The organism is Marinobacter sp. (assembly GCF_048259445.1).
Lineage (GTDB): Bacteria > Pseudomonadota > Gammaproteobacteria > Pseudomonadales > Oleiphilaceae > Marinobacter.
In genome coordinates this window covers 157,077-177,918 of sequence record NZ_JBLXHQ010000003.1, presented here as the reverse complement: position 1 = coordinate 177,918, position 20,842 = coordinate 157,077, and the positions used below count along the sequence as shown (strand labels likewise).

At 54.5% G+C, this 20,842-nt stretch carries 19 protein-coding genes and 3 tRNA genes; 10 read left to right on the top strand and 12 right to left on the bottom strand.

Features of this window, described 5'->3' with window-relative positions; translation table 11 throughout:
* Positions 1-184: 184 nt before the first annotated feature.
* Positions 185-1,591 carry a 3-oxoacyl-ACP reductase gene (locus tag ACN0RL_RS03565; protein ID WP_417513764.1) on the top strand — a complete coding sequence of 469 codons (1,407 nt, stop codon included), beginning with the start codon at positions 185-187 and terminating at the stop codon, positions 1,589-1,591.
* Positions 1,592-1,633: 42 nt separating this feature from the next.
* Here the strand turns inward: ACN0RL_RS03565 and ACN0RL_RS03560 are convergent.
* The 5 genes from ACN0RL_RS03560 to ACN0RL_RS03540 all read right to left on the bottom strand — a co-directional run bounded on the left by ACN0RL_RS03560 (position 1,634) and on the right by ACN0RL_RS03540 (position 4,082).
* Positions 1,634-1,709: transfer RNA gene (locus ACN0RL_RS03560), tRNA-Val, on the bottom strand.
* Between the two features lie 10 nt (positions 1,710-1,719).
* A tRNA-Asp gene (locus ACN0RL_RS03555) sits at positions 1,720-1,796 on the bottom strand.
* Positions 1,797-1,865: 69 nt separating this feature from the next.
* Positions 1,866-1,941, bottom strand: a tRNA-Val gene (locus ACN0RL_RS03550).
* 130 nt (positions 1,942-2,071) lie between these two features.
* Entirely contained in the window at positions 2,072-2,959 is an 888-nt protein-coding gene (locus ACN0RL_RS03545; protein WP_417513762.1) for a DUF2846 domain-containing protein, read from the bottom strand.
* 151 nt (positions 2,960-3,110) lie between these two features.
* The gene (locus ACN0RL_RS03540) at positions 3,111-4,082 is read right to left on the bottom strand and encodes a hypothetical protein (RefSeq protein WP_417513760.1); all 972 of its coding nucleotides are present in this window, start codon (positions 4,080-4,082) and stop codon (positions 3,111-3,113) included.
* Between the two features lie 150 nt (positions 4,083-4,232).
* Here ACN0RL_RS03540 and purE point away from each other — a divergent pair, with 150 nt between their 5' ends.
* From purE to ACN0RL_RS03510, 6 genes are all read left to right on the top strand, one after another.
* Positions 4,233-4,724: a 5-(carboxyamino)imidazole ribonucleotide mutase gene (gene purE, locus ACN0RL_RS03535; protein ID WP_417513758.1), complete on the top strand. Its 492-nt coding sequence runs from the start codon at positions 4,233-4,235 to the stop codon at positions 4,722-4,724.
* Between the two features lie 174 nt (positions 4,725-4,898).
* Entirely contained in the window at positions 4,899-6,011 is a 1,113-nt protein-coding gene (locus ACN0RL_RS03530) for a 5-(carboxyamino)imidazole ribonucleotide synthase (RefSeq protein ID WP_417513756.1), read from the top strand.
* A gap of 96 nt (positions 6,012-6,107) precedes the next feature.
* A complete protein-coding gene (gene sodB / locus ACN0RL_RS03525; protein WP_417513754.1) occupies positions 6,108-6,686 on the top strand; it encodes a superoxide dismutase [Fe] in 579 nt (192 codons plus the stop codon).
* Between the two features lie 268 nt (positions 6,687-6,954).
* Positions 6,955-9,018 carry a putative bifunctional diguanylate cyclase/phosphodiesterase gene (locus ACN0RL_RS03520; RefSeq protein WP_417513752.1) on the top strand — a complete coding sequence of 688 codons (2,064 nt, stop codon included), beginning with the start codon at positions 6,955-6,957 and terminating at the stop codon, positions 9,016-9,018.
* Positions 9,019-9,041: 23 nt separating this feature from the next.
* On the top strand, positions 9,042-9,629 hold the full coding sequence (locus ACN0RL_RS03515) for a LemA family protein (protein ID WP_417513750.1): 588 nt from the start codon (positions 9,042-9,044) through the stop codon (positions 9,627-9,629).
* Positions 9,630-9,640: 11 nt separating this feature from the next.
* Positions 9,641-11,644, top strand: coding sequence for a M48 family metallopeptidase (locus ACN0RL_RS03510; RefSeq protein WP_417513748.1), 2,004 nt, complete (start codon positions 9,641-9,643; stop codon positions 11,642-11,644).
* A gap of 15 nt (positions 11,645-11,659) precedes the next feature.
* Here the strand turns inward: ACN0RL_RS03510 and gspD are convergent, their stop codons facing one another.
* The 6 genes from gspD to ACN0RL_RS03480 all read right to left on the bottom strand — a co-directional run bounded on the left by gspD (position 11,660) and on the right by ACN0RL_RS03480 (position 18,222).
* A complete protein-coding gene (gene gspD / locus ACN0RL_RS03505) occupies positions 11,660-13,615 on the bottom strand; it encodes a type II secretion system secretin GspD (protein ID WP_417513746.1) in 1,956 nt (651 codons plus the stop codon).
* A gap of 32 nt (positions 13,616-13,647) precedes the next feature.
* On the bottom strand, positions 13,648-14,502 hold the full coding sequence (locus ACN0RL_RS03500) for a type II secretion system protein N (RefSeq protein ID WP_417513938.1): 855 nt from the start codon (positions 14,500-14,502) through the stop codon (positions 13,648-13,650).
* Positions 14,503-14,504: 2 nt separating this feature from the next.
* Entirely contained in the window at positions 14,505-15,296 is a 792-nt protein-coding gene (gene gspN, locus ACN0RL_RS03495; protein ID WP_417513744.1) for a type II secretion system protein N, read from the bottom strand.
* Positions 15,297-15,471: 175 nt separating this feature from the next.
* The gene (groL, locus tag ACN0RL_RS03490) at positions 15,472-17,124 is read right to left on the bottom strand and encodes a chaperonin GroEL (RefSeq protein WP_417513742.1); all 1,653 of its coding nucleotides are present in this window, start codon (positions 17,122-17,124) and stop codon (positions 15,472-15,474) included.
* A gap of 78 nt (positions 17,125-17,202) precedes the next feature.
* Positions 17,203-17,487, bottom strand: a complete 285-nt coding sequence (gene groES, locus ACN0RL_RS03485; protein ID WP_417513740.1) for a co-chaperone GroES — start codon at positions 17,485-17,487, stop codon at positions 17,203-17,205.
* A 192-nt stretch (positions 17,488-17,679) separates the two neighbouring features.
* A complete protein-coding gene (locus ACN0RL_RS03480) occupies positions 17,680-18,222 on the bottom strand; it encodes an FxsA family protein (RefSeq protein ID WP_417513738.1) in 543 nt (180 codons plus the stop codon).
* A 90-nt stretch (positions 18,223-18,312) separates the two neighbouring features.
* Here ACN0RL_RS03480 and ACN0RL_RS03475 point away from each other — a divergent pair, with 90 nt between their 5' ends.
* The 3 genes from ACN0RL_RS03475 to ACN0RL_RS03465 all read left to right on the top strand — a co-directional run bounded on the left by ACN0RL_RS03475 (position 18,313) and on the right by ACN0RL_RS03465 (position 20,547).
* Positions 18,313-19,074 carry an SDR family oxidoreductase gene (locus ACN0RL_RS03475; protein ID WP_417513736.1) on the top strand — a complete coding sequence of 254 codons (762 nt, stop codon included), beginning with the start codon at positions 18,313-18,315 and terminating at the stop codon, positions 19,072-19,074.
* Positions 19,075-19,217: 143 nt separating this feature from the next.
* The gene (locus tag ACN0RL_RS03470; protein ID WP_417513734.1) at positions 19,218-19,391 is read left to right on the top strand and encodes a helix-turn-helix domain-containing protein; all 174 of its coding nucleotides are present in this window, start codon (positions 19,218-19,220) and stop codon (positions 19,389-19,391) included.
* Complete coding sequence (locus ACN0RL_RS03465) at positions 19,381-20,547, top strand: type II toxin-antitoxin system HipA family toxin (protein ID WP_417513732.1); 1,167 nt, start codon at positions 19,381-19,383, stop codon at positions 20,545-20,547. Before ACN0RL_RS03470 ends, ACN0RL_RS03465 begins: the two co-directional genes overlap by 11 nt.
* Here the strand turns inward: ACN0RL_RS03465 and ACN0RL_RS03460 are convergent.
* The gene (locus tag ACN0RL_RS03460) at positions 20,522-20,839 is read right to left on the bottom strand and encodes an MGMT family protein (protein WP_417513730.1); all 318 of its coding nucleotides are present in this window, start codon (positions 20,837-20,839) and stop codon (positions 20,522-20,524) included. The genes ACN0RL_RS03465 and ACN0RL_RS03460 overlap by 26 nt on opposite strands.
* Between the last annotated feature and the right edge of the window lie 3 nt (positions 20,840-20,842).

Sequence of the window (20,842 nt, the reverse complement as noted above, 5' to 3'; positions counted from 1 at the left end):
CCTTTCTTTAAAAGTTCCAAGGTTCAAGGTGCAAGGGTATGAAAGCAGTCTAGCGCCAACAGTTATCATCTCATTGGCATGCCTGACAAACCCTCAAAGGCATTGAGTCAATCACATAGCTGGCGGATTCTTTATTCTGTTAACCAACATGCTCCACACATCATAGCAACGCAAGGACGAAGCCATGTCTGACATCTATTTTAAACTTGTTAACACCCCGGTTGGTAAAACCGCCGCACAGACCCTCGGCCTGCCCTCACCGGTGCCGCTGAAACGACTCAAACGGGCGGACCAGCCGTTTATTGAAGGCAACGTGCTCGTTGGTGCAGGCAGTGGCGGCAAAGCCATTGCGATGATTGGTGGTGTTCTCAGCGCCAGTGCCGCGACTCTTTATCATGCCAGCGGCAAAGCAACGCTGGAAGACTCTTCGAAAGCCGGCAATAAAGCGCAGGCGATTGAGCTGGCCTCCGATATCGAAACAAAATTTTCCGCACTGGTATTTGATGCCACCGGCCTGAAGGGCCCCGGAGATCTGCGCGCTCTGTACGACTTTTTCCATCCCACTATCAAAAAACTCGGCGCTAACGCCCGCGTTGTGATCGTAGGCCAGGATCCGGCAACCTGCAGAAAAGCTCCCCAGGCTGCAGCGCAACAGGCGCTGGAAGGTTTTACTCGCAGTATCGGCAAGGAAATTGGCAAAAAAGGCGCAACCGCTAACCTTCTCTGGATTGCACCAAACGCCGAAAAACAGCTCGAATCAAGCCTTCGCTTCTTCCTTTCTGCACGCTCTGCCTATGTTTCAGGCCAGGTTGTGCGTATTGGAAAGACCGCCAGCGCGCCAACAATCAATCCGGTTGCGCCTCTCACCGGCAAGGTTGCATTGGTCACAGGTGCCTCACGAGGCATTGGCGCTTCAATTGCGGAGACTCTGGCCCGGGATGGAGCAACGGTAGTCGGCCTGGACATTGAGCCCGCCATGGCAGACCTGGAGAAGGTGATGCGAGCCATTAAAGGCAAAGCCTTCTCCTGCGACATCACCGCCCAGGACGCGCCCGTAAAAATCGCAGACTTTGTTGAAAAGCACTTCGGTGGCGTGGACCTGGTTATACACAATGCGGGCATTACACGTGATAAAACCCTGGGCAACATGCCAGAGCATTTCTGGGATATGACCATCGCTGTGAACCTCATCGCAGAAGAACACATCAACGATGAGCTCATGAGCCGTGAGCTGCTTCGCGAAGGTGGCCGTATTGTCTGTATCTCTTCCATCAGCGGTATCGCCGGAAACTTCGGGCAGACAAATTACTCTGCGGCAAAATCCGGTGTAATAGGCTATGTGGAAGCTATGGCCAGGCAGACAAAGAACGGCATTACGATAAACGCCGTAGCCCCGGGCTTTATTGAAACCCAGATGACGGCAGCCATGCCCCTGACATTGCGCGAAGCCGGGCGACGCATGAACAGCCTGTCCCAGGGAGGCCAGCCTGTAGACGTTGCAGAAACCATTGCCTGGTATTGCAGCCCGGCTTCCGGTGGCGTCAACGGGAACGTTGTGCGGGTGTGTGGTCAGTCACTGATCGGCAGGTAATAGAAAAGGGCGAGTCCAATGGACTTGCCCTTTTTCAGAATCTGGTGGGTGGTACTGGGATCGAACCAGTGACCCTCGCCTTGTAAGGGCGATGCTCTCCCAGCTGAGCTAACCACCCAGGAATAAAATGGCGGAGCGGACGGGACTCGAACCCGCGACCCCCGGCGTGACAGGCCGGTATTCTAACCAACTGAACTACCGCTCCGCATCGATCCGGCATTAAGCCTGAACCGTACACCAAACTCAAGAGCCTGATGCCTGCCTTGAAAGAAAATGGTGGGTGGTACTGGGATCGAACCAGTGACCCTCGCCTTGTAAGGGCGATGCTCTCCCAGCTGAGCTAACCACCCACTCTGGTACCTTTCAAAGGCACTCACCTGATGTTGCTTATGCTGCCTGCGAACAGACTTCATTGCTCGACCAAGTGAGAGGCGCATTTTAAGCATTTGTCCGGCGGTGTCAAATCTTTTTCCGGAAACCCTAGAAAAACCACCAACCGTCCGATTCTGCCGCTTCACGACGCTCGCGCTCCAGCTCCAGCAGAGCATATTCCTGTTCCAGCTGTTCAATTTTCCGGTCCGCCTCCAGTGGCGCTGAAGGACCGCCCCCGAACGGCCAGTACCACGGAGCCAGCTCGTACAGCCCCTCACTCTCGAGCCTTTCCAGCTCCAGCTCGCGCTCTTCTTCCAGAAGGGCTATTCGCCGCTCGTAGTCAACATCTTCATTGGCTTCCACAATAGAAACCGCGGCATGGTTGGGTGCCAGCAAATCGCTGTTCAGAAATCGGGTCGAGACGATCTCCTGCCCCTGCATGGCGTACTCCCGCGTTACCAATTGCAGGTCGCCCTGAGTGAGGGGGTGCTCCGGATCGAGCTCCGGATGCATCTGTGTCGGCTCAGACAATTCGTTATACCGCAGATAATAAATACGGCCAGGCTCAACCGTGAAGGTGGCGTCTGCAATCAGGCTAAGACTGAACGAATTCAATCCTTCCAGGCCGAGCAACGGCCTGCGCATGGCAACATGGCGCTCTCCGGGACTAACCACCAGCCAGGTAAAGCTGTTATTGCGGATATTGAAATAGTGCGTGTCGTCAATATAAACGCTGGGCGCCTCAATCTCATCGTCGGCCCATTGCGAATGGGTGCGATAAAAATACAGAACCGCGTGCCTGCGGTCCCAGTCATCGTTGTCGATATGTACGAAGTCATGACCGGAAACCGGGTGCAGGAAAGACCCGACGCTTTTGCCAATGGAATGATAAAACGTGCAACCAGACGCAGACAGAAGCAGTAATGCAACTAACAGAGCACGAAAAGAAACTGAGGGGTGAATGGAGGGCTCAAAAAAAGACACTGGGGGTTTCATTTTTGTTAACTCTTCATCCTTTGGTGAGTTGCCTGATCATAGCAACTGCCAAGCGGTATAAATGAGAGCTACCGCAAGGGATGAATAACAAACCGTTACAAAAACCGGCGCCCAACACCTTCGGGCGCCGCCAGCGCTAAAGGCAGGCCAGCTACTGACCGGATACCTGATTACGAAGCTGATTCACTTCATCCGATAACCGCACCAGACGGGATGTAATCTGGGCACGGGAAGAGTCGATCGCCTGAACGTTCTTCTTCAGGGCCGCCAGCTCATTCCTGAGCGCCTGATCGCGATCATTATCAGACGCCTGTGCCAGTTTCTTCTCCAGAGCAGAAAGCCGCCCCTCGATACCACTGATTCCAAGCTTCTGTTCCTGCTCGAAACGACGAACCCGTCGTTCAACCACCTGATCAACATCAGCCAATTGCTTGCTCAGCAACGTCAGCTGCTCCGTTGCCTGCCGGTTTGAACTCTCAAGGGCTGCAATCGACGTCTCGGTTTGCTTCGTCAGCGCGGCCACATCGGCAGTCAAAGATGTCCGGACTTTTTCAACCGTAGAGCCAACATCTGCCGCCGCTTTCCTGCTTTCAACGAGCCCGGCCTCTGCCGCGGCAATACGCTCCTGGTGTTCATCCAGCCGCTTCTTGTTGCGCTCGTTTGCGATCGCCCACAGCTTGCGAATCTCGCTGTCCGCCTCATCAAGCTGCTTCTTCTGGGAGCCAATCTGCTCTGCCAGAGACGCACCACGTTCCTGCAGGCTCTCTCCTGTTTGCGACAAATCACCTTCAAATCTCGCCAATGCCAGCTTGCTCTGACGCGCCCAGTAATCGGCCTCCTCCAGCTGCCCTTCAAGCGTCTGAATCCGCTGATTCTGGGAATACCATCCAGCCACTGAAGCGACAGCTACCGCAATGACCAGCAACCACAAAACCGCCAGCCCCGACCGACCGCTGCCGCCGCTACTATTACCACTGCTCTTTGGTGGCTTCGGTGGCTTTGGTTTCCCACCTGCAGCCTCGGCTGACGATTTCGGTTTCTTCTGGGCTGGCGCCTTTTTCTCCGCGGCACCAAAAGGCCGCTCAGCTCTCAGTTCATCGTCATCTGGACGGATGGGTTCCATTACAGCTCCTGGATATGGGCGGTTTGATTAGCTGACACTGATAATACATGCAGTTGCCGAAGGGTTGAAATGACGAAGCCGCCTTCCTTGCATGGTAGATAGCCAAAACATACAATGTCCGGCTTTCCAATTATCACAGGACTGTTGCGTATGCAGCCGCTTGTAGGACTTATCATGGGCTCGAAATCCGACTGGCCCACCATGGAACACGCCGCCAATATGCTCGATAAACTCGGCGTCGCCTATGAAACCAAAGTCGTCTCGGCTCACCGCACCCCGGACCTGCTTTTCGACTACGCAAAAACAGCGTCCGACCGCGGCCTGAAAGTCATCATCGCAGGCGCCGGCGGCGCGGCCCACCTACCGGGCATGGTCGCTTCGCAGACGTCCTTGCCGGTACTGGGCGTACCCGTTCAATCCAAAGCGCTCAGCGGCCTTGATTCGTTACTCTCTATTGTTCAAATGCCCGGCGGAATTGCCGTAGGCACCCTGGCCATAGGTAATGCCGGTGCGACCAACGCCGGTTTACTGGCCGCACAAATTATTGGCACCTTTGACGAGAGTGTGCGCAACGCTGTAGATAAATTCCGGGCTGATCAGACACAAACAATTCTGGACAACCCTGATCCAAAGGAGCAGTGAATCCACTGACCGGTCCTAATTGCGCGGCTGGGGCGAGGCTTTCCAAAACTGTGCGGAGCCATGGATGGCGGAGCCAAGCGTACACGGACGTATTCACAGCGTGTTTTGGAAAGCCTCGCGCCAGCCGTGCTAACCACCCAAAGTAAAATGCCCATCAGCGGCAGGAGAACACAAATGAGAATTGGTGTATTAGGCGCCGGCCAACTGGGAAGAATGCTCGCCCTCGCCGGATATCCGCTGGCCAAAACCTTTGTTTTCTATGACATGTCAGGCAGCCCCAGTGCCGGCTTGGGTGAAGTCATTATTGATCGCGAAGGCAAGTACCTGGACGACTTTCTTTCCCGGGTCGATCGGGTCACCTACGAATTTGAACACTTGCCTGTCGACGTTGCAGAAAAACTGGCTAAAGAAAAACCGGTTCACCCCTGCCCCCGCGCGCTGCAGGTTTGCCAGAACCGCGAAGCCGAAAAAACCCTGTTTGGTGAGCTCGGCATCCCCACGCCACAGTGGAAGATTGCCGACAGCGCTGAATCCCTGAAAGCTGCAGCCGAAAGCCTGGGCTGCCCGGTTGTCGCCAAATCCAATACTGAGGGTTACGACGGCAAAGGCCAGTCCGTACTCAAAAGCCCGGAAGATGCGGAAGCAGCCTGGGCATCCATCGGTCATCCACGGCTGATGGTAGAAAAGTTTGTTGAGTTCAGTCGCGAGGTTTCCATCATTGCGGTGCGCGCTGAGGATGGTCAGCTGGCCTTTTATCCCATCTCCGAAAACGTACACCACGAAGGCATTCTGCGCTACGCAATCGCTCCGGCGCCGAAACTGGAAAAGCACGTTCAGGAAGATGCAGAGCGCTATATCAAAGCTCTCCTGAACGAGTTGGATTATGTTGGTGTGCTGACTCTTGAGCTATTCGACACGCCATCCGGACTGGTAGCAAACGAGATGGCGCCGCGGGTTCATAACTCGGGGCACTGGACAATCGAGGGCGCGATGACCAGCCAGTTTGAGAACCACATTCGGGCAGTAAGCGGGCATCCTCTGGGCAGCGTTGAACCCCGTGGCCTGAGCTGCATGATTAACATTATCGGTGAACATGGTGAAGTTGATCGCCTGCTGGAGCTTCCTTACGCTCATGTTCACCTGTACAGCAAAGGTGAACGGCCGGGGCGAAAGCTCGGTCACGTAAACGTTCTGGCGGATAGCTACGCAGAGCTGGTGTGGCGCGTGAGAAACTGCGTGCAGTTTCTGCCCGGGAGCCCCGAATTCAGCAGTTCGTTAAACCGCTGAGGCTGAATTGCCTTGTGGGGTTGATATCGCGCAAATCGACCCTATATTAGAGCGGTGACATTCACCATAATTGAGAGAATCAGGGAGAACGACCTCATGGCATTTGAACTTCCGGCATTACCTTACGAAAAGAACGCACTCGAACCCCATATCTCTGCAGAAACCCTCGAGTATCATTACGGCAAGCACCACAACACCTACGTAACCAAGCTCAACGGCCTGGTTGAAGGTACGGATAACGCCAGCAAGTCGCTCGAAGACATCATTAAAAGCGCAAGTGGCCCGCTGTTCAACAACGCAGCACAAGTATGGAACCACACGTTCTACTGGCACTGCCTGAGCCCGAACGGCGGCGGCGAGCCAACAGGCGCAGCAAAAGAAGCGATCGATAAAGCCTTCGGTTCATTCGATAACTTCAAAAAAGAATTCAACGACAAAGCCGCTAACAACTTCGGCTCTGGCTGGACCTGGCTCGTCAAGAAAGCAGACGGCAGCGTTGCGATTGCCAACACCAGCAATGCTGAAACACCGCTGACCGGCGCTGACAAGCCAGTGCTGACCGTTGATGTCTGGGAACACGCGTACTACATCGATTACCGTAATTCCCGCCCGAATTATCTGGAAGCATTCTGGAACCTGGTCAACTGGGATTTCGTAAACGAAAACCTGGCCTGATCAGCCTGAACTGCGATACAGACAGAGCCGGCAACGGCTGAAAATAAAACGCCCGCTACACGCGGGCGTTTTATTTGTGGCGATAGACGAAACTTACAAATTGAAACGTCGATGCCCTTAAGTATCTGAAATAATCGTCGATACTATAGGCAGTGTCATTCGACCTGAACCATAATCTAAACTGTCAGTAATGCGGCATGTCGAGATGCCAACACTTATTGGCTACTAGAACACAGGCGCCTGATGAACGGGCTAAAGACGGATCTTGATGCAAACATCTTTTGAGGTTGAAAACCGCCTTGGCTACCGCATTCTTCGGTGGATACTCGCCGTTGCACTGATCAGTGGTGTGATCGTCAGTGCCATACAGGTAGCACTCGACTCCCGTCGCGTATCCGCTGACCTGAACAATCAGGCCGGGGAAACCATCGCGATGGTTAAAGATGCCGCTACCCAGGCCGTGTTCAGTATTGATGCCGATCTCGCAAAACAGGTGGTCGACGGACTGTTTGAAAGGGAGGCCGTGCATCTGGCCCAGATTCTCCACACTAACGGCGAGCCTTTAAGCAGTCGTTCGCGCCCGCTGGCTGAAAGTGCATTCCGGCCGCTGATCAACAGGATTTTCGATGCTGAGCGCGAGTTTCGGTCAGAACTAGTGCGCAACGGTGACGCGGCAGGCCCTGTATACGGCTATTTCGTCGTTCACTACGATACAGTGCCAGCAGCCCACATGTGGCTCGGCCGTGCCATCATTACCTTCACCTCGGTTATTGCTACAGCCGTGATCCTAGGCATGGTGCTGTTCTTCGTTTTCTACATGCTTCTGACCCGTCCGCTGCTGCGCATTGTGCACTCCTTGAAACAGGTGGACCCGGCACACCCGGATGACCGCCTGATTGACACCCCCGCTGGCCATGAGAAAGACGAACTCGGGCTTTGGGTAAAGGCGACCAACACCCTGCTTACCGCCATAGGTGATAGCCAGAAACGCCATCGTGAAGCCGAAGACAGAGTCAGCCGGCTTGCCCGCTACGACCAGTTAACCGGGCTGCTCAGCCGGGACAGTTTCATGGAACTGTTGAAAGCGGACATAGAAGAATCGAAGCGCAACCATACGTTGCTATCGGTGATTGTTTGCGGTATCGACGACTTTAAATCCATCAATGATCAATGCGGTTTCCGTACCGGAGATCTTACCCTGCAAACCGTTGCAGACCGGCTCATCAACTACCTGAGCGGTTCACGCTTTACAGTCGCCCGGCTCGGGGGTGACCAGTTCGTGGTTGTCGAGAAAGGACTCAAAGATGGCTTTCAGGCGGCAGACACCGCCGAAGCCATTCTGGCTGGAATCAGCGAGAACATCGGTGTTGAAGATCAGAACATTTCCATGACAGCAACTCTCGGCATTGCCCTCTACCCATCCGATGCCATCCAGCCAGACCGCCTGCTGCAGAGCGCAGAGCAGACCATGATGCTAGCCAAGCAGAAGGGCCGGGATCACTTCCAGTTTTACGTGGCGAGCATCGATCAGGAAATCCGGGATCGCAAGCAGCTGGAAAAAGACCTTTCCCAGGCGCTGGCCCTTCACCAGCTTCACCTTGTTTACCAGCCTCAGATAAACCTCGAAACCAAACGAGTTATCGGCGCAGAAGCACTGCTTCGTTGGGAGCACCCCGTGCGTGGCCTGGTACCGCCGGATTACTTTATTCCGGTCGCGGAAAATAATGGCACTATTGTAGAAATTGGTCAGTGGGTGCTGGAACAGGCCTGTCTGCAAGCCAGGTTATGGGCAGACAAGGGGCTTCCCCTGCGGATCGCCGTCAATTTGTCTGCGGTACAGCTTCGCCAGGACCGGATAGTGGACGACATACTGAGTACGCTGAAGCGACACAGCATCCCGGCTGGTCGGTTAGAACTTGAAGTCACGGAAACCAGCTTCATGACAAACCTTTCAGACGCTGTCGCCAAGCTTCACACCCTGAACCGGGCGGGCATCAGCATTGCCGTCGATGACTTCGGCACCGGCTACTCATCCCTTACCTACCTCAAGAAAATGCCTGTGCAGCACCTGAAAATTGACAAGCAGTTTATAAGGGACCTGCTGGTTAACGAAGAAGACACACAAATTGCCAACACCATTATCGATCTCGGCAAAAGTCTCAACCTTACGGTGATCGCGGAAGGCGTGGAAACAGCTGAACAGGAATATTACCTCAGCCAGCGAGGTTGCAAACTGGCCCAAGGGTATTTCTTCAGCCGACCCATTCGCCCTGCGGATTTCGAAACTTTTGTTCAGGGATTTCACCAGAAAATCCTGGAAAACAACACCTGATCCATTACCTGTGAGGAATTGCCATGGGCACTACCATTATCGGCCTGATCGTTATTGCCATCGTGGCAATCTACCTGGTTTTTATCTACAACCGCCTGGTTTCTCTGCGCAACCAGTTCAAAAACGGCTTTGCCCAGATAGACGTTCAGCTTCAGCGCAGACACGATCTTATCCCCAACCTGGTTGAAGCGGCCAAGGCCTACCTTGTGCACGAGAAATCAACGCTTACTCAGGTTATGGAAGCCAGAAACAACGCCGTAAGCGCCCAGAAAGATGCGGCGAAAGATCCCGGAGATGGCACCAAGATCCAGCGCCTTGGCGGTGCCGAGAACCTGCTCACCAAAGCCCTCGCCAACTTCTATGCTGTGGCAGAGAATTATCCGGACCTGAAGGCCAACGAAACCATCCAGCAATTGATGGAAGAGCTTTCAAGCACCGAAAATCGGGTTTCCTTTGCCCGCCAGGCCTACAACGACGGTGTAATGAGTTACAACATCTTTCGCGAACAATTCCCTAACAACATTATCGCCGGCATGTTTGCGTTCAAGGAAACCTCCCAGCTGGAGCTTGAGTCTCCTGAGGCACGCCAGGTTCCGAAAGTGGCCTTCTGAGGCTCTGACGCATGGCTCATCCCGGTTTTTTCCAGCGCCAGGCCAGTGCCCGGCGCAACACCAGCCTGCTCGTGTTTCTGTTTATAACAGCGGTGATGCTGATCACACTGGCCGTGTGTCTCGTGGGTTATTTCGTAACCCGCAGCGAAACCTCCGGCCAGCCTTTTCATTACTGGCTGCTCTCCAGCCACGGGCTGATCACCGCATCAGCTGTTGTGATCCTCATATGCATGGGTTCGCTCATACGCTGGGCCGACCTTTCCGGAGGCGGAAGCCGCGTTGCCAAAATGGTTGGCGCCCGGCCCATTGATCCGGACACCCGTGACGGAGATGAGCGCAAGCTGCGCAATATCGTGGAGGAGATGGCCATTGCCAGCGGCGTGCCCGTGCCGGAACTCTACATAATGGATAGCGAGACCGGCATCAACGCTTTTGTGGCGGGCTACACACCTGGCTCCGCTGTGATGGTGGTCACCCACGGGGCAATCACCCAGCTAACCCGGGACGAACTTCAGGGCGTTGTGGGCCATGAGTTCAGCCATATATTCAACGGTGACATGCGCCTGAACGTTCGCCTTATAGCTCTGCTTGCCGGCATCCTGATGATTGGCCAGATCGGCGGTTTCCTCATTCGTGTATCTTTCTACAGTGGTGGACGGACAACGGCCCGCAACCGGGATGGTCGCGCCCAGGCTGCCATGGGGATTCTTGGAGTAGCATTGTTTGTAATCGGTTACGTAGGCGTGTTTTTCGGGCGCCTTATTCAGGCTGCCGTATCGCGTCAACGGGAAACCCTTGCAGATGCCTCGTCTGTTCAGTTTACCCGCAACCCGGAAGGGATTGGCGGTGCCCTCTTCAAGATCGGTCTTCGAAGCAGTTACCTGGACACTACGGGCCATGCCAGCGACATGAACCACATGTGCTTCGGAGAAGCCGCTCGCATGAAGTTCACTTCTCTGCTCGCGTCCCACCCACCGATTGAGCAACGTATTAATGCCATTCAGCCCGGGCTGATGGCCCGTCTCAAAAGCCGCCTCAGGGACACCGAACCCGGCGATGATCTGCGCGCGGCAACCTCCGGGCGGGCCCCTTTGGGTGCGTCAGGCTTTGCGGAAACTGCTGCAGACCTTTACGGCAACATTTCTGGCCGGCGCACATCTCATTCAGGCTCGGCAATCGCCACACCCTTGCCGGCAACCGCAGCCGCGCAAAAGCTATCGGAAAGAGTCGGCACAGTGAGCCCGGAAGGCGAAGACTTTGCAGTTCATCTGCTGCGTCGTTTGCCCTCAACCTTCCGCGGCTTGCTGTACACCAGAGCCGGAGCGATTCAGCTCTGTTATGCTCTGCTTATCAGCGATCTGGACAAACAGCAGCAAGCGGAACGCCTCAAGCTGCTCCCGGAACATTCGTTGCTTGGCGCGCAATCAGACCTGTTGGCAAAACTCATCCCTGCACTTCAGAACCTTGGCGAGGCTGTGCGCTTCCCCGCTCTGGAACTCGCCATGCCAGCTCTGCGCAAACTGGACCCAGACGAACGTGCTCAATTGATTCGCAATGCCAGAGATCTCGTCAACGCGGATAAGCGTGTCACATTGTTTGAACTGGCTCTCACCAGCTTCCTGTCCCGCCATCTAGGCGTGGATTCAGACAGAGCAATGCCTGTACGCCACCGCAGCTACAAAGCCGTGATGCCCGCATTACAGAGCCTTCTGAGCCTGCTGGCAAGAGCTGGATCGGGCGACAAAAAGGAAGCAGACATTCTGTACCGCGAAGCCATGGCCGGCTTCGCAAGCCGGGGAAACACTGAGTACCCGGTACTGAAAAAAGTCACCATGCGGCAGCTGCAGGAAGCACTGAAGGCGTTGAATGGGCTATCGCCCCTGCTGAAGCCCGCAGTTATCGATGCCTGCGGGCATTGCATCACATATGACGGTGTAATTGAGGTGCGGGAATACGAGCTGATGCGGCTGGTGGCGGATCAGATGGACTGCCCGATGCCGCCGATGACCATTTGAATCAGTACGCGAGCATCACTGCAACAGCATCCTGTCTTCAGCGCGAAACAACACATCGATATCCGGGTTGGCTTGAATCTCCGGCAACCCCAGCTTGTTGCGCATGTCCAGATTTACGTTCCACAGCCTGTTGAACTTTTCGGAGGTCGCCGCAACGGCTTCAGACTTTCCGAACATAATCTTCGGTCGCAGGAAAACCATCAGATTCCGCTTTATCTTACGCTCGGACTTTGAGGAGAATAAACGGCCGAGGTAGGGTATGTCACCCAACAGGGGTACCTTACTGATGTTTACCTGATAATCCTCGCGAGTGAGTCCTCCAAGCACAATCGTTTCGCCGTCATCGGCCAGCACCGTTGTTTTGATTTCGCGCTTGTTGGTCACAATGTCCGACGCATCTTCAATACTGTCGGCAACACTTTCGGTGGTCTGCTCTACAACCAGCCTCACCAGGCCGTCTGCGCTGATGGTTGGTGTTACCTTCAGAGTAAGACCAATATCGCGACGCTCGATGGTGGTAAACGGATTGGTTGTGCCATCGCCCGTAACGGTGGACTGACCGGTGCGGAACGGGACGTTCTGGCCCACAATAATTTCGGATTCCTGATTGTCGAGGGTAATAATGCTCGGCGTTGAAAGCAGGTTGGCTGCAGCGGACGTTGAAAGTGCCTGCAAAAGCACGCCCCAGCTCACGCCGTTCTCATTTCTTTGCCCCGCACCAACAGTAACTCCCCCCAATGCCGGGGGAATAACAGTCTCATTCAGTATCGCGCCAAGTACGTCGCCCAGGCTACGGCCAATATTGCCAAAGTTAGTGCCCATTACAGGCGTGGACGATCCGGATTCATCACCCACCGCAAGCTGAACACCAAGGTCCTGGCCCAGCTCATCACTTATTTCTACAATGGCCGCCTCGATCAGTACCTGGGCACGACGCACATCCAGCGCTGCGACAATCTCTTCTGCCTCCTGCATCAGCGAAGGTTCACCACGAACAACCAGAGCATTCAGCCCTTCATCGGCAAACACTGCAAAACTGCCCTGAGGCTTACTGGTAGCGCTACCAGTCGCACCTCCGGTACTGCTTTCCTTGACGAGTTCGCCCATTACACCCTTGAGAATCTCGGTCAGATTCTTGGCATCGGCGTGCCTGAGGCGAATGACCTTTGTTGCGCCACCGCTGGCAGATGGCTGGTCAAGCTGCGCGATCAGCCCACGCATCTTGTTCCGGAAGGATTCATCACCCCGGAGGATAAGACGGTTGCTGCGCTCATCTGCGGTGACACTGTACTTTCTGGCAGCGCTGTCGTTTCCGGCGCGGCCCAGCTCATCCGGTGCCAGTTCCTGCAGAAGAACCACCATATCACCGACCCAGGCTTCCCTGAGTTTAATCACTTCTACTTCGTATTTGGACGGGCTGTCCAATTCACGGACAATCTGTTCGATGCGCTGAATGTTGGATGAATGATCACTGATAATCAGCGCATTGGCAGCCGCTACGCCGGCCAGATGACCATACTTTGCCACGAGCGGACGGAGAATGGGCACCAACTCCAGCGCGTTAGCATTATCAATCTGGATAACCCGGGTAATGAGCTGTTCGGAGGGTACGCTGGGAAAGCGGCCAAGAGCTTCGGCAGACTGCTTCGCGTCCACCTGCTGCACCACTTTAATAACCTCCTCTCCGGGAATGGCGGTGAAGCCATGAACGTTAAGCACCGCCAGAAAAAGATCATAAATCTCATCCTTGTTCATCGGCGCACTGGAAAGCACGGTGACCTTGCCTTTAACCCGTGGGTCCACCACAAAACTGTAACCGGTAATGTCAGCCACCTGAGTAACAAAGGCGCGAATATCCGCGTCTTTGAGGTTCAGCCTCCAGGTTTCCTCCTGGCCGTATGCCATCGACATCAGGGGTAGAAGAACAAGCAGAGCCAGGGCCCGCAGAAAATTGGTTTTATGGTTATACATCTGGCGATTTCGTCCTGTATCGATGAACCCGATCAGCGCCACTGCTCGGGTATGGCATAGCTTATGGTAAGGAAAGACCCGTCACGTTCGATTTCTATATCCAGACTGGCCTGGCCGCGCCAGCTTTCCAGCAGCGACCGATCCTGTTGCACATCACCCAGGCGTTGCCCGTTGATGGCGGTAATCACATCTCCGGCTTTGAGATTCACTGCATTCAGCATGGCATTGGAGCCGTCGTATACGTAGCCCGAAACACCAGTATCATCCACGGGGCTAAGCCCATAAGGCGTTAGAGCCGCTACGCCCGAGCTATCCAGCTGTTGCCTGGCGTTCTCAAGGAACGCTTCCGGAGATGATTCTGCCGGCTCCCGGGCCACCTCTGCAACCATTGTTGAGGTGTCGTCCTCTTCAAACGTCAGTGATTCGTAACGCCCACCACGGCGAATCAGTATGCGCCCCGCCTCTACCTCTGCCAACTCGGCATTGCCTGGAAGCAAATCACCAACCCGGTACCACGCCGTTTCACCATTACTTCCGGCCACTATAGCACCTGAATCTTCCGGGCGCTGGCCTACCAGAACGCCTTGAAGCCTGAGTTTCAAACCGGTTTCCGGAGCCGAACGTTTCACGGCCTCGGCCACCTCTCCCGATACCTCCGGCCGGCCAAAAAACTCGTAGCTGGCCATCGGATAGCGGCCAGAACTCCCGAAAATCGATGCGCCGGATGCGCTGGAAGTTGGCGCAATTGCAACCGGCTTGTCGTTCCAGGCGTATAGCCAGGTAGCATTCGCCAACACAATTCCCAGATAGATCACCAATCCCGTTAGCAGCAGGTTGGCGACTGTTTTCGCAATCCTATACTGGGTGTCGGCAGCCGGCATAGCCATCATCAACGTGCCCCCGGGAGCAATGGCTGCCTTACACGGAACACCACATCATCCGGGCTGGCAGAGTCCGGCCAGGGCTGGCCGGCAAGATCAATCATGCGCTTGTAAACCCGAAGCTCCATCATACCGTTCCAGAGAATACTGGCTTCTGCCGCCGGGCCGTTGCCCGCCTGTTCAGAGACCACAAGAGCCACGCCGCCATTCGTGGTATCCATACTGGCCTGCATGGGCGGGAACTGTGCCTGTCCGGTCTGGTTACCCATGGGCCAGCTTACCTGCCCTCCTGCCCACCGGCCGAGGCCATCGGCGCGCACAATGCGATCGTCAGCCCACTCCAGCGCCAGACGATCGATGCTCACGTCGCCTTCAATCATAGCGCCACCACTGCGCCGTATAAGCTCTTCAAACTCGGCAACGGCAATATTACCGCGGGCATTCAGACGAGCATTTGCAGGCCAGCCCAGGGCTAGATCGCCCGAAACAGAAGACTGCAGAGACTCTACCGAAATCCGCGCAGGCTGCTCCAGAGCCGTGATTGAAGGCCAGCCCAGTTGCCACTGAACACGCACCGGAAAACCGGCAACAACAACTCCGGCAGCTCCATCCCATATTTTGCCCGCTACCTGCCGAACCTGAACCTGAGCAGGCAGGGAAATGTGCGGCGCAGCCTGCTGCCAGGCCCAGCCCGCGGGAACAAACACGATCAGCGCACCGAGATAAACGAACACCCCAAGCAACACAAGCAGCAATAACTTGCCAGGGCGTAAAAAAGGTTTGGATTCAGCATCACTCATTCGGTTGCACACAAACTGTTGGCAGGTAGCCGAGTCTAGCAAACGACTTGGCCAAGTTCATGACAAAAAAACAAAAACCCCGCGCCAGTGTGAACCAACGCGGGGTTTTCGGGAGCAGATCAGGCCACGCCTCGAAAGATGAGACGCAGCCGGAATCAGCCAGGTATGATCGGCATTACATCATGCCGCCCATGCCTCCCATTCCACCCATTCCGCCCATATCAGGCATGCCGCCACCGGCTTTCTCGTCATCCGGCTCATCTGCAACCATCGCCTCAGTGGTGATGATCAGAGATGCAACGGACGCCGCAGCCTGCAGTGCCGAGCGGGTTACCTTGGCAGGATCCAGAATACCCATTTCCAGCATATCGCCGTAAGCTTCGGTTGCTGCGTTATAGCCGAACGCGTCTTTACCTTCGCGAACCTTGGCCACTACAACTGAAGACTCACCGCCAGCGTTGGAAACGATCTGGCGCAGAGGAGCTTCCATGGCACGGCGCAGAATGTTCACACCGGCTTTCTGCTCTTCGTTGATGGCATCAACCTTGTCCAGCGCAGCAATAGCGCGGATCAGAGTTACACCACCACCCGGTACGATGCCTTCTTCAACAGCAGCACGGGTAGAGTGAAGGGCGTCTTCAACACGGGCCTTCTTCTCTTTCATTTCCACTTCAGAACCAGCGCCTACCTTGATAACGGCAACACCGCCAGCCAGCTTGGCAACACGTTCCTGAAGCTTCTCTTTATCGTAGTCTGAAGAGCTGTCTTCAATCTGCTTACGCACCTGCTCAACGCGGGCTTCGATATCAACCTGCGCACCAGCACCGTCGATGATGGTGGTGTTTTCTTTGGTCAGGTTTACACGCTTGGCTGTGCCGAGATCGTCAAGAGTGGTGTTCTCAAGGCTCAGACCAACTTCTTCAGAAATCACAGTACCGCCGGTCAGAATGGCGATGTCCTGCAGCATTTCCTTGCGGCGATCACCAAAGCCAGGCGCTTTAACAGCGGCGACTTTCACAATGCCACGCATGTTGTTCACAACCAGAGTCGCCAGAGCTTCGCCTTCGATGTCTTCAGCGATGATCATCAGCGGCTTGCCGGCTTTGGCAACAGCTTCCAGCACCGGCAGCAACTCGCGGATGTTGGAGATCTTCTTGTCAACCAGCAGCATGTACGGGTCGTCAAGCTCAACAGACATGTTGTCCTGGTTGTTGATGAAGTAAGGAGACAGGAAGCCGCGGTCGAACTGCATACCTTCAACTACGTCGAGCTCGTCTTCCAGGCCACGGCCTTCTTCAACCGTGATAACGCCTTCTTTGCCCACTTTTTCCATTGCATCGGCAATCAGCTGGCCGATAGTCTCGTCGCCGTTGGCGGAGATGGTGCCAACCTGAGCAATGGCACGGCTGTCATCGCAGGGCTTGGCCATTTCACGGATAGCTTTTACGGCTTCCGCTGTAGCCTTGTCGATGCCACGCTTCAGATCCATCGGGTTCATGCCGGCAGTCACTGCCTTTACGCCCTCATTAACAATGGACTGAGCCAGAACGGTCGCAGTGGTGGTGCCGTCACCGGCGGTTTCGTTGGCCTGGGAAGCAACTTCCTTCACCATCTGGGCGCCCATGTTCTCGAACTTGTCTTTCAGTTCGATTTCTTTGGCAACCGACACACCGTCTTTGGTAATGACCGGAGCGCCGAAAGACTTCTCCAGAACCACGTTACGGCCTTTGGGACCGAGCGTTACCCTGACTGCATCTGCCAGAACGTTTACGCCTGCAACCATACGTTTGCGGGCGCTATCACCGAATTTGACTTCTTTTGCTGCCATGTCTTCTGTTCCTGTTCGTTAAACCGAATTCGTTGTGCCAATCTAATAATCGACTGGCCGTGCGAACTGCCTGAGCTGTTACTCAAGCACGCCGTAAATGTCGCTTTCGCTCATGATGAGCAGCTCTTCACCGTCGATTTTTACGGTGTTGCCGGCATACTGGCCAAATACCACGGTATCACCCGCTTTGACTGCCAACGCACGAACATCGCCATTCTCCAGAACGCGACCATTGCCAACGGCAATGACTTCACCCTGGGAGGGCTTTTCTTTGGCATTACCCGGCAGCACGATGCCACCCGCAGTTTTCTCTTCTTCTTTACGGCGTACAACGACACGATCGTGTAGCGGACGAATCTTCATTGCTCGGCTTCTCCAATAGTCAGATTAATGTGGCAATGACATTTGCTGTTGATGGCCGGATTGCTAATGCATTCCGACAAAATTGCCCGGCTGCTAACCCGCTGTTTTCCAGCCGGTATCAGCCCGCAGCTAACTTGTGAGATCTATGTGGGGCTGGCACCGGGGTTTTCAACACCCGCCTCATAATTTTTTTCACTTTTTATCAAGGCGATCGTGCTCGGTTTTGGTCTCATCACGATATTCACCTTCAATAATCTCGCCGTTTTGATCCCTGTCGAAGGGGCGCTGCCGACCAAAAGGGTTACTGCGATCTCCAAAAGGGTCCTGCCCGAACGGGTTCTGGCCTCCACCGGCACGGAAATAGAACCCGCCACTCTTACCCGAAACGAGCATACGCTTCATCGCCTGCGCAGCCAGCCAGTGGCGGGTAAACGGAATAAGACAGAGAAACCCGACGGTGTCGGTAATAAATCCGGGCGTAAGCAGGAGCACACCGCCAATGGCCAGAATCAGCCCTTCGGCAACTTCTTTAGCGGGCAACTCGCCACTGTTCAGGCGCTGATTAGCCTTGAGCAATGTCGCCAGGCCCTGCTGGCGAAGCAGCCATGCACCCGCAACAGCCGTCAGCAGAACAAAGCCAATGGTATTGAACACGCCAATAACACTGCCCACCTGAATAAGAACCGCCATTTCAGCGATCGGCATAATAATGAAAACAAATAATAATATGGACATCAGGCTCTCACGGTCTGGATATGGATATATGAAGGTCTGGTATACTCACAGCCTTTCCAGTATCACTTCCTCTCTCATTTAGGGCAAAACATGAAACTTCAAGATTCCGTAGTTGCAATAACCGGAGGCGGTCAGGGCCTTGGCCGCGCCATGGCAGAGTATCTGGCCGCAAAAGGCGTAAGACTGGCCTTGATAGATCTGGTGCCTGAGAAACTTGAAGAAACCGCCGCAGCCTGCAAAGAAGTCGGCAGCGAAGCAAAAACCTACGTGTGCAACGTAGCGAAAGAAGACGAAGTAGAGAAAACCTTTGCAGCCATCGTGAAGGATTTCGGGCAATTGAATGGCCTGGTTAACAACGCCGGAATATTGCGAGATGGCCTGTTATTAAAAGTGAAAGACGGCGAGATTGTGAAGCGCATGGAGCTATCGCAGTGGCAGTCCGTTATCGACGTTAACCTCACCGGAGTCTTCCTGTGTGGCCGTGAAGCCGCCACTCAAATGATCAACAGCGACAGCAAAGGCGCGATCATCAACATCGCCTCCATTTCCCGTGCTGGCAACGTGGGCCAGAGCAACTACTCTGCCGCCAAAGCCGGTATCTCTGCACTGGTGCCCGTGTGGGCAAAAGAGCTTGCACGCTATGGCATCCGCTGCATGGGCATTGCACCGGGGTTTGTGGGAACCGAAATGACCGCATCAATGAGGCCGGAAGTCCTCGAAAAGTTGATCTCAGGTATCCCCCTCAAACGCATGGGCACACCTGAAGAAATCGCTTCGGCAGTGGCCTTTATTCTCGAAAACGATTACCTGTCGGGCCGGATGATTGAAGTGGATGGCGCGATGCGCATTTAATTGCTCAAAATACTTTACAAAATAAACAAAAATAATAATATGTAAAGTAAATTAGCCAAAGCAACCGCTCAAAAATGGACTTACAAACATTAGGCAAGACAATCGCTAGCTTGCGCCAACAGAACGGGGTGTCTCAGCTAAAAATGGCTGAGCACCTCGGCATATCCCGCGCCACCATCAATGCTCTTGAAAATGGCCGTTCGGGCGATATTGGCATCCGAAAAGTCATGACGATACTCGACTACCTGGGCAAAGAGCTGGCCATTCGGGATAAATCTCCCTTTCCTACTCTCGAGGAGTTGAGGGATGAGCAATGAGCTGAACGTATGCATTGGGGGGCACCCGGCAGGTAAACTATTTCCCGAAACCGAAGAGTTCGTATTCCGTTATAGCGAAACCGCACTCCCAGAACAGTTTGTTTCACTGACCATGCCCGTGCGGCGAAAGGACTATATCCACCCTCGCCTGCACCCGATTTTCGAGATGCATCTGCCCGAAGGCTATCTGCTATCGATCATCAAAAAGCAATTTGCCAAAATTACAAATACCGACGATTTCGGGCTTCTCAGATTGCTTGCGCCCAACGTTCGTGGGCGCGTTGAATACACCCGTGACGACCAGCCCGAAAACTCAACGCTTCACTTGGACACGCTTCTGCATTCCGGTAATCCAAACCTGTTTGAAGAACTGGTTTCACGGTTTGCGCTGCGCTCTGCGCTGAGCGGGGTGCAGCCCAAAGTGCTGGCACAACTCGAGAACAAGGCGACTCTGCGCCTGGATGACTTCATTGTTAAAGCCTGGGGGCCAGACTACCCCGCTCTTGCCTTGAACGAATACTGTTGCATGCTGGCCTGCAAGTATGCTGGCATTCCTGTTCCGGAATTCTATCTCTCCGATGACGAATCCCTGTTTATCATGAAGCGATTTGACCTAAACGACGAAGGCAATGCGCTGGGCTTCGAGGATATGTGTGTCCTTCAGGCGAAGCAGCGGGAAGACAAGTACTACGGCAGCTATGAAAAAATCGCGAAAACAATAAAAACCTTTGTAAGCCCTGAAAACAAACAGGCTTCGCTGGAGCAGTTCTTCAAGATGCTTGTTCTCAGCAACGCGCTACAGAACGGCGATGCACACCTGAAAAACTTTGGCCTGGTATATGAGAGCTTTACCTCAGCCAGACTTGCACCGGCTTACGATATTGTCTGCACCACGGCCTATATCAGCCAGGATATTCCAGCGCTTACGCTTGCAGGCAGCAAAAAATGGCACACACGCAAGCAAATGGAGCGATTTGGAGTACAGGCGTGCAATCTGACGGCATTAAAGGCCAGCGCGCTTTACGCGGAGTGCCGCAAGGCTTTGGAAAAACTGTCGCCTTACATCGCCACCCGACTTACTCAGAACCCGAACAGTGAGCAGTCAATGGTGCTTGAGCACTTGCAGACTCTTATTGCCAACGAAACCGCGACATAGCCACGCGGCCGTCAACCACTTCCACACCTTCCGCTTGCAGTAAACTGACCTGTTCCTGATAGATCTCGGAACCTTCCGGAAACGCAATCTGACCATTGCTGCGGATCACCCGATACCAGGGTACGGAATGGCCTGGCGGTAGTTTGCCGAGCGCCCGGCCTATGTAGCGGGCCTGGCGACCCAGGCCGGCCATTTCAGCAACCTGGCCGTAGCTGGCGACTTTACCCGGCGGGATTGCGAGCACAACCTGCCAGATTTTCTGATCCTTTCCCGGTTCTGTTTGCTGCTCCATACG